This window comes from Polaromonas sp. P1_G2, from assembly GCF_056405515.1.
The window spans coordinates 1-6,959 of the sequence record NZ_JBFUBY010000224.1 but is presented as its reverse complement, the minus strand read 5'-3'; the positions used below and the strand labels follow the sequence as shown (position 1 = coordinate 6,959).

Genomic DNA, 6,959 nt, shown 5'->3' with positions numbered 1-6,959 from the left:
GACCCAACCACGCAGCGTCTCGACGGTCTTATCCACAAGGTCGGACCACTCCATTAGAGGGTTCTCATCCCGAGGGAAATACGTCTTGGGGGTGCTGTCAGGTCCTTGCAGGGCGAGTCCAAACGGCGGCACCGTGCTCATCGATTTCGCGAGATGGACTGCCAGTGCGTGGGACACGAACACTGCAACCTCAAGTGGGTCGGGCGTTGAAGTGCTCATCGATTTTGAGTATGAGACCTACCCACGCGGAGTGTGTCAATGATAAGAGCCGAAATATCTGCCTGCTTCAGTGCTTTCAGGTCGTCATATGTGGCGAGAACCGTGCCCATCATTTCTCCAGCGTCGTTGAGTCGCCTAACGCCATCTTTTGAAGAAACAATGAAAGCGTTCGGTTTGGCAGCAGGGTTGTTAGGGGACGCGACGACTACAAGTGAGCGACTATCGCTGCAGCTGTACACATACCACTCCGTTCCTCCGTACTGCCTGGTGAGGGGGCCAGTCTCACAAACATTGATTGGCTCGCCTTTCGGTTGGCACAAAGCGAGAGGCGTGAAGCCCAGGAAAATCATCGTGACGAGTAGTGAGTTCAGTTTCATATGCCGCCTAGCGTTGGAGGTTCCGGGCACGCGCGCACAGCGGCGGCCTGCTGTGGTGCGTCCTTGCCGAGCGAACTGTAAGGCCTCACGGTGCGCTCCATGATCAAGATGTGCACCCTACCACTTCAATCTCAACACGCCTGTTCGTGACAGGATCGATGCCAACCGGCTGGAGGTCGCCCTTGGCTTCGATATGCGTAACAGAGCCAAGCTCTGGATGGACCCTGAGAACGTGTGCCGCCACAGCGGCAGCGCGCGCGTGCGACAACAATGCTTTGTCCCCGGCTTCGGAGTGGTCCGCATGGCCCACCACCATGTACAACGCGATTGGCCGACCCCATTTGGTTCGTGTGGGGTCCACGATTCGCTCAACGTCGCCAAGGCCTACCGTAGCCGAGTTCGCAGCGAAATGGACGTCAATAGCATACCGGCACGGTGATCGTGCGAGGACTGCCGACGGCCCAAGAACGAGTCCGACAAGAAGAGCAATGGAGCAACGCGTATTCACGTGGGGCCTAACGAATGTGTACTGAAAAGTCTGCGGTACAACTTTGCGCCTGCGGTTTGACCGCGTCGTCTATCTCGAACAGGTCAATGCTCATGCGATTTAACGTAAAAATGACCGGACCACCAACATAAGCGGCGAAGCCGCCTCCTGCTGTTGTGGGTCCGCGTCGATTGACAAGTTAGATGGCTTTACTGTCATAGCGAATTTTCCATTCGTTCATGATTTTGCATACTTCCTCGATGGGCGTGATGTAGTGATCCGCGATGGCGCCCTCGATTCCGGCTATAGAAGATGCAAAGGCTCGCGCGGCTTGCTGTTTAGTGCATTCAGGGCTGAACACGATGCCGATCATTTTTGTACCGTGCATCTTTCCCACGTGAAATCCTTCGACTTCGGTCCACTTGAATGCTGAGCGGCGTGACATGGCTACTATTTCGAACCCCTCTTGGTCGAGCCGAAGGTACGTTGTGTTCGGGCGCATCATGAGCAGCGACACCGGAATGCCTAACCCAAAGAAGCCAACGCACAACCAGCCAAGTACTGACTTCTCGGTGATCATCCAAGCGCCGAGAACAACGAAGCAGATGCACCCGAGAAACAGCAATAGTGCCTTCTTGAGGCTGGCCTTGAAGATGAGTTCGTCCCGCATGTGGCTGCCTTCTAACGTAAAAATGACCGGACCACCAACATGAACGGCAGAGCCGCCTTCTGCTGTTGTGGGTCCGTGTCGATTGACAAGTTATACATGCGCGTCTCTAACTGCTGCGCGCCTTGCGGCTGTAGTCGCGCTTGAAGCAGTCGGCAATCCATTCTTCGATGCGGTGGCGTGGCGCCGCGGGTTCTCCCTGAACTTGGGTCCGCAATCGCGCCATATCCTGACTGGCGTCGCGGGCCTCCACAAGGCGTCCCTGCTCGAATACCAGTTCGTGCACATGCTGATACTTCCACGCTGGGTGAAAACCCAAGTGCACGTAGAGTTCGCGAATGAAGTCGCGACCGAGCAATAGACCGCCCGAGTAGGTCAGAGGCAGGCCGACATTGCTGAAGTGCCAGCTGCCAAAGAACGCCGTCTCCCGTGCTCCCACAATGCCGTTGAGATCGGGAGGTTGTAGGCGTTGAGTAATCGGCGCCTCGCCCGGCTGATGGTTCACCCATAACTCACACAGGCGCAACTGGTCGTCTTTCACCTCGTAGCCGCACACGTATCCACGATAGCAGGCAGTACTCGCCATCACCGGTCGATAGCCAGCGCTGGCTGGCGAAAACGGCTCGTCGTTGCTGAAGGCGACGAGCGCGTGGTTCTCGCCAAAATACGAAAATGAATCTTGAACTTGAGCAGTCATGAAGCCAATGCTACCTCTTGGCACCTGCGAAGGGAACGGCCACCCAAAGAGGCGGCGACATTTGCACTGACCGTATAACGTGAAGATGACCGGACCACAACACACGCCGCGAAGCGGCCTTCCTGCAGTTGTGGGCCCGTGTCGATTGACATGTTAAACCGCGCCTTCATTGAGCGCCTCAAGGAATGCGCGACGCAGTGCATCGACTTGTCCGGGAAGGCACTCATTCGCCGCCTCCGTTGCGTTCGATGGACAGTCTTCGTACTTGAGATCGTACGTGTAGTTAGGCATCGTGAATTGATCCGCGGTCAAGTCAACACGCTCGCCCGCGATGCGGTTGTAGAAATGATTCCCGGTCCCGTGCCAGCCAGTCGTCCGGAGGATCTCGCCACCGAAAGTCTCCTGAATCACGATGGCCGTCTGTGCGCACTGGCCATAAGACGGATACGCGCTCGGCGAAAAACAGACGCTAGTCTCCGCCGACCAACTGCGCTCAAACGCAGCGCGTACCTTTCGGAGGTGGGATTCGTCCATGGTCACAAGCGGTTTTACGTTTGAGATGAGAGGCGGCGTCCGGCTTGCCGGGTGACCTCCTCTCGATTAAAGGGATAGGCATCAGAGTTGCCAGAACTGCCACCATCGTTTTGGAGCGCTTTTCTGGATACTTTTAACTTCTGCAGTGTCCTCCTGCCTGGCCTGTTTTGAAGTTTCGACTCGATTCCATGCTTTCAGCTTGTCCCGCTCGAAGTACCCGCGTGTGAACGGCTTGAAGTACTGATCTTGTCCGAACGCAATGTTCATGGGACGAAGTATTTCAGTGATATCTGCCTCATTGGGAGCTTCATCAAAGGTGGCTACGATTCGACTACTCCGAACGTGGAAACCAGAATTCGTGCAGGTGCCACCAAAGCAAGTGACTTCGATGTAAACAAAGACTTCATTAGGGAACTCGGCGGATAGCGATTGAAGGCCCGCCTTGACCTCCTCTATCTGTTCGAGAACCTTATCATAGGCATCCTCTCCTTCAGTTGGATGCAGGTCATCTTCGTTTGGGCACCGGATGATGAACCCGTCCATTTGCTCCTGCTCGTACTTGGCCTCACACAACGGCCAGAGCCGCAGGGCGGCCTCTGCCGCTTTGGGCGATTTTGTTAAGAAGCCGCGAAAGACGTAACCCATGCCAAAGCCCCTTCCGAGATTTCTGATGCCCAACGCAATGTAGWCGCAAGGTCTACGGTATAACTTGGCGCCTGCGGTATAACCTGGCCGCTGGAAACTCACCCAAGTGCTTATTACTAAAAGACTTATTGTCCATTTTGAGTTTCGCTCAGCTCGATACAAAAGGGGACCAAACCCCGCAAATTGATTCTAGGCGGACAGCGTGGTGGCCGCCTCCTCAATATGAACGAGCACAGGCCATACCGTCGATTCTGTTGCGTTTGACCATCGCTGCCTGTAACCCACAGCTCGGGTCAGGTACGGTGAGACGCAGGCGGCATACCGGCCAAGCCGAAGGCCTTCTACCCGTGCGAAAGAATCACCCAGCCAACCAAGACCACAGCGATGATCACCAGGGCGAGGTATCCCAGATTGCGCTCACTGTTGCGGTGCTTTTCCACACACGGGGTGCAGTAGAGAAAGGTATCGCCTTTGTAGTGCGGCACCGGAAACAGAAGCCCACTCGAATCGCAGGCATAACAACGCATGGCTCGGTTGCGTTTCTTTCCGCGTGAGTCCCGGTACACCTGCATCACCAGGGCAATGACCGGGAAGACCCCAAGGGCGATAACCACAAATAAAACGACGGCTAGTTCCATGGGCTTATTAGAACGCGCATTCCCTCGCCGTTGAAAAGCCGCTGGAGGACTACGCCAGGAAGTAGGGGTAGAAGAGAATAAGGCGCGGTGGCCCACAATAAGGCCACTCTCCATCGCCCACACCATCAACCGGACCGCGGCGCCGTTTTTCGCCGCGGTCACCGAGCGGGAACAACAGACATGACACATTTCAAGGAAGTCGCCCTCCAGCACGCCAGCCGCCTGGTCAACCACGGCCCCACGGTCCTGGTGACCAGCGCGCATGGCACGGCGCGCAACGTGATGGCCGCGGCCTGGTCCATGCCCGTGGAGTTCACGCCGCCGCGCATCGCCATCGTCATCGACAAAWAAACCTACACTCGCGAACTCATCACGGCCAGCGGCGGCTTCGGCATCTGCCTGCCCGGCATGGCGCTGGCGGCCCTGACGCATGCGGTSGGCAGCGAATCGGGCCGCGCGGTCGACAAGTTCGCGCACTACGGGTTGGCGCCCCGCACTGGTCCCGTCCTGGGCCTTCCCTTGCTGGAAGAGGGCTGCGCCGCATGGCTGGAGTGCCGGCTGATCCGCGAGACGCACACCGAGGACGCCTACGACACCTGCTTCGCCGAAATCGTCGCGGCCGCTGCCGATGAACGTGTGTTCCAGGCGGGGCACTGGCGTTTCAACGACGGCAACACCGAACTGCAGACCATCCACCACCTGGGCGGCGGCAACTTTGTCAGGCCCGGCGGAATGTTTTATGCCGGTGACGCCGCAATGGCGAGGCCGCAGCCCAAGCCAAAGCCCGACTGACGGCTTCCAGAGTTTTTTTCCAAGCCCTGGCTCGGTAGACGGCCGGGTGCGGGCGAGCACCACGCATTGCGGTCTTAGCCGCTTGCGGGGTTGCCACCCTCCGGATCCGCCCCACGCACCACCAGCACGGGCACGGGCGCCAGCCGCAGGATCTGCTCGGCGCCGCTGCCCAGCAGCACACGCCCCAGGCCGCGCCGACCGTGCGAGCCGACCACCACGAGGTCGGCGCCCCAGAGCTTGGCGGCTTCGGCGACGGCCTCGCCCAGGCGCTTGCCGGGCTCTTCGAGCAGAACCTGGCTGGGCTCCACGCCGGCCGACTGGGCAATGGCCGTGGCGTCGGCCAACACCTTGGCGCCGGCCTCGCGCACCATGCCCACCAGGTCGCCCGACCAGCTGCCATCGGGCGCCATGCCGCCCAGGTAAGCCATTTCATTGAGGGCATGCAGCAACCGCACGCTGGCGCTGGTTTCGCGCGCCATGCTCAGGCCGGCGACCAGGGCCTTGTTGGCGGTGTCGCTGCCGTCCACGGGGATCAGGATTCGTTTGAACATGGCCAATACCTTTGGTCTGGAGTTTCGATAGCGGCAGTGTTGATCGATTGGGAAGAGGCGGTATTGATGTGTGTCAAGCAGTGGGGTGATGAGGGCGGCTTGATCCAGGTTGGCTGGAGGCCTGGCCGGTCCAAATGGCGATGGACGAATCGTGGATCAATCTGAGAAGAACCGGATGCGCTTCGCGGGCAAGAAAAAAGTGCTTGACCTTGACCCTGTGGGAAGGTTGATAGTTGCTTCATCATCACTTTGAAAGGACATGCCATGGTCACCTTCCAGGTCAACGATATGACCTGCGGACACTGCGCGAGCACCATCGCCAAGGCGGTCGCTGCAGTGGACAAGTCCGCGCGCGTTGAGGTCGACATCCCACGAAAACGGGTGCGCGTCAGCGGCGAAGCATCAGTGACGGATCTGACCGAGGCCATCCGGGACGCCGGGTATACGCCGCAAGAGGTCCAGGCAGAGTCTGCCCGGGCTGTCCGGACGGCAGGCGGCTGCGGTTGCGGCTGTGGTGCCCCAAAACCCGTCCCGGTTGACGCAGGTCAAGCGCCTGCATCGGCCGCTGGCCCATGCTGCGGATAACTCAGGAGGCTACTATGGACCAGCATCACGCACGCCCTTCATTCTGGAAGACGCCCTTCGGCGTCGTCTCCACCATCGTCGCCCTGGCCGCGAGCGCCTACCTATGGGTCGCACACCRGGATCACCTGCTTGCGCTGCTGCCCTTTGCATTGCTGGCCGCCTGCCCGCTGATGCATATGTTCATGCACCGCGGCCACGGCCACGGCGGGCAATCGCACGCCGGGAGCCAGGACAACCATGGCCCGCGCAAGGGCTAAAGCGGCCGAGCTCGCCTCGGGCCTGGGCGCCATCGTTCTGGGCGCCGGCCTGGCCCTGCTGGCGCCGGACGCCTTTCGCGGATTCGCAATCCCCATCCTCGTGGCCGGGATCCTGGTACACGGGACGGGCATGACCCTCAAGCACAGGCTGGAAACTGCCGAGCGCGAGCCGCTGTGGTGGGAACGAGCGCTCTTCTGGTTGTGCTGGCTGTGTCTGGGTGGATTGGTTGGCTGGATGCTCGTTCGGCTGTACACGACCTGAGTCCACTCGCCCGGTGCCCGGATTCAACTGAAATGAAAAAGCAGGAGTAAGCATGCAGCATCAACACCCGACCCATGGGGAGCATGGACATAGTCACCAGGCGCAGGACGTAGCCACTCCGGCTCCGGTCGACGAATACACCTGCCCGATGCACCCGGAAGTTCGGCAGAACGGACCCGGCAGATGCCCGAAATGTGGAATGCACCTGGAGCGCGTGGGCTCGGCCACAGACCACGCCGCTCATGCAC

The 6,959-nt window shown here is 59.3% G+C and carries 12 protein-coding genes; 5 read left to right on the top strand and 7 right to left on the bottom strand.

Annotated elements, in window-relative coordinates; all coding sequences use genetic code 11:
• From AC1D0P_RS19275 to AC1D0P_RS19250, 6 genes are all read right to left on the bottom strand, one after another.
• Window positions 1–219 (bottom strand): hypothetical protein (locus AC1D0P_RS19275; protein WP_477678230.1); only part of this gene is annotated, 219 nt, incomplete at its 3' end.
• 1,063 nt (window positions 220–1,282) lie between these two features.
• Window positions 1,283–1,753, bottom strand: coding sequence for an STM3941 family protein (locus AC1D0P_RS19270; protein ID WP_477678229.1), 471 nt, complete (start codon window positions 1,751–1,753; stop codon window positions 1,283–1,285).
• 106 nt (window positions 1,754–1,859) lie between these two features.
• Window positions 1,860–2,447, bottom strand: a complete 588-nt coding sequence (locus AC1D0P_RS19265; protein WP_477678228.1) for a hypothetical protein — start codon at window positions 2,445–2,447, stop codon at window positions 1,860–1,862.
• Window positions 2,448–2,600: 153 nt separating this feature from the next.
• Complete coding sequence (locus AC1D0P_RS19260; protein WP_477678227.1) at window positions 2,601–2,981, bottom strand: YunG family protein; 381 nt, start codon at window positions 2,979–2,981, stop codon at window positions 2,601–2,603.
• An 81-nt stretch (window positions 2,982–3,062) separates the two neighbouring features.
• Window positions 3,063–3,626 (bottom strand): hypothetical protein, encoded by a 564-nt coding sequence (locus AC1D0P_RS19255; RefSeq protein ID WP_477678226.1) that lies wholly within the window; start codon window positions 3,624–3,626, stop codon window positions 3,063–3,065.
• A gap of 341 nt (window positions 3,627–3,967) precedes the next feature.
• Window positions 3,968–4,264 (bottom strand): hypothetical protein, encoded by a 297-nt coding sequence (locus tag AC1D0P_RS19250; RefSeq protein ID WP_477678225.1) that lies wholly within the window; start codon window positions 4,262–4,264, stop codon window positions 3,968–3,970.
• A gap of 180 nt (window positions 4,265–4,444) precedes the next feature.
• Between AC1D0P_RS19250 and AC1D0P_RS19245 the strand changes: the two genes are divergently transcribed.
• A complete protein-coding gene (locus tag AC1D0P_RS19245; protein WP_477678224.1) occupies window positions 4,445–5,056 on the top strand; it encodes a flavin reductase family protein in 612 nt (203 codons plus the stop codon).
• Between the two features lie 74 nt (window positions 5,057–5,130).
• Here AC1D0P_RS19245 and AC1D0P_RS19240 read toward each other — a convergent pair whose 3' ends face one another.
• Window positions 5,131–5,607, bottom strand: coding sequence for a universal stress protein (locus tag AC1D0P_RS19240; protein WP_477678223.1), 477 nt, complete (start codon window positions 5,605–5,607; stop codon window positions 5,131–5,133).
• A gap of 264 nt (window positions 5,608–5,871) precedes the next feature.
• Between AC1D0P_RS19240 and AC1D0P_RS19235 the strand changes: the two genes are divergently transcribed.
• From AC1D0P_RS19235 to AC1D0P_RS19220, 4 genes are all read left to right on the top strand, one after another.
• Entirely contained in the window at window positions 5,872–6,192 is a 321-nt protein-coding gene (locus AC1D0P_RS19235; RefSeq protein ID WP_477678222.1) for a heavy-metal-associated domain-containing protein, read from the top strand.
• Window positions 6,193–6,206: 14 nt separating this feature from the next.
• Window positions 6,207–6,449: a DUF2933 domain-containing protein gene (locus tag AC1D0P_RS19230; RefSeq protein ID WP_477678221.1), complete on the top strand. Its 243-nt coding sequence runs from the start codon at window positions 6,207–6,209 to the stop codon at window positions 6,447–6,449.
• Entirely contained in the window at window positions 6,430–6,711 is a 282-nt protein-coding gene (locus AC1D0P_RS19225; protein WP_477678220.1) for a hypothetical protein, read from the top strand. Before AC1D0P_RS19230 ends, AC1D0P_RS19225 begins: the two co-directional genes overlap by 20 nt.
• Before the next feature lie 52 nt (window positions 6,712–6,763).
• On the top strand, window positions 6,764–6,959 hold a 196-nt coding region (locus tag AC1D0P_RS19220), incomplete at its 3' end, for a heavy metal-binding domain-containing protein (protein ID WP_477678219.1).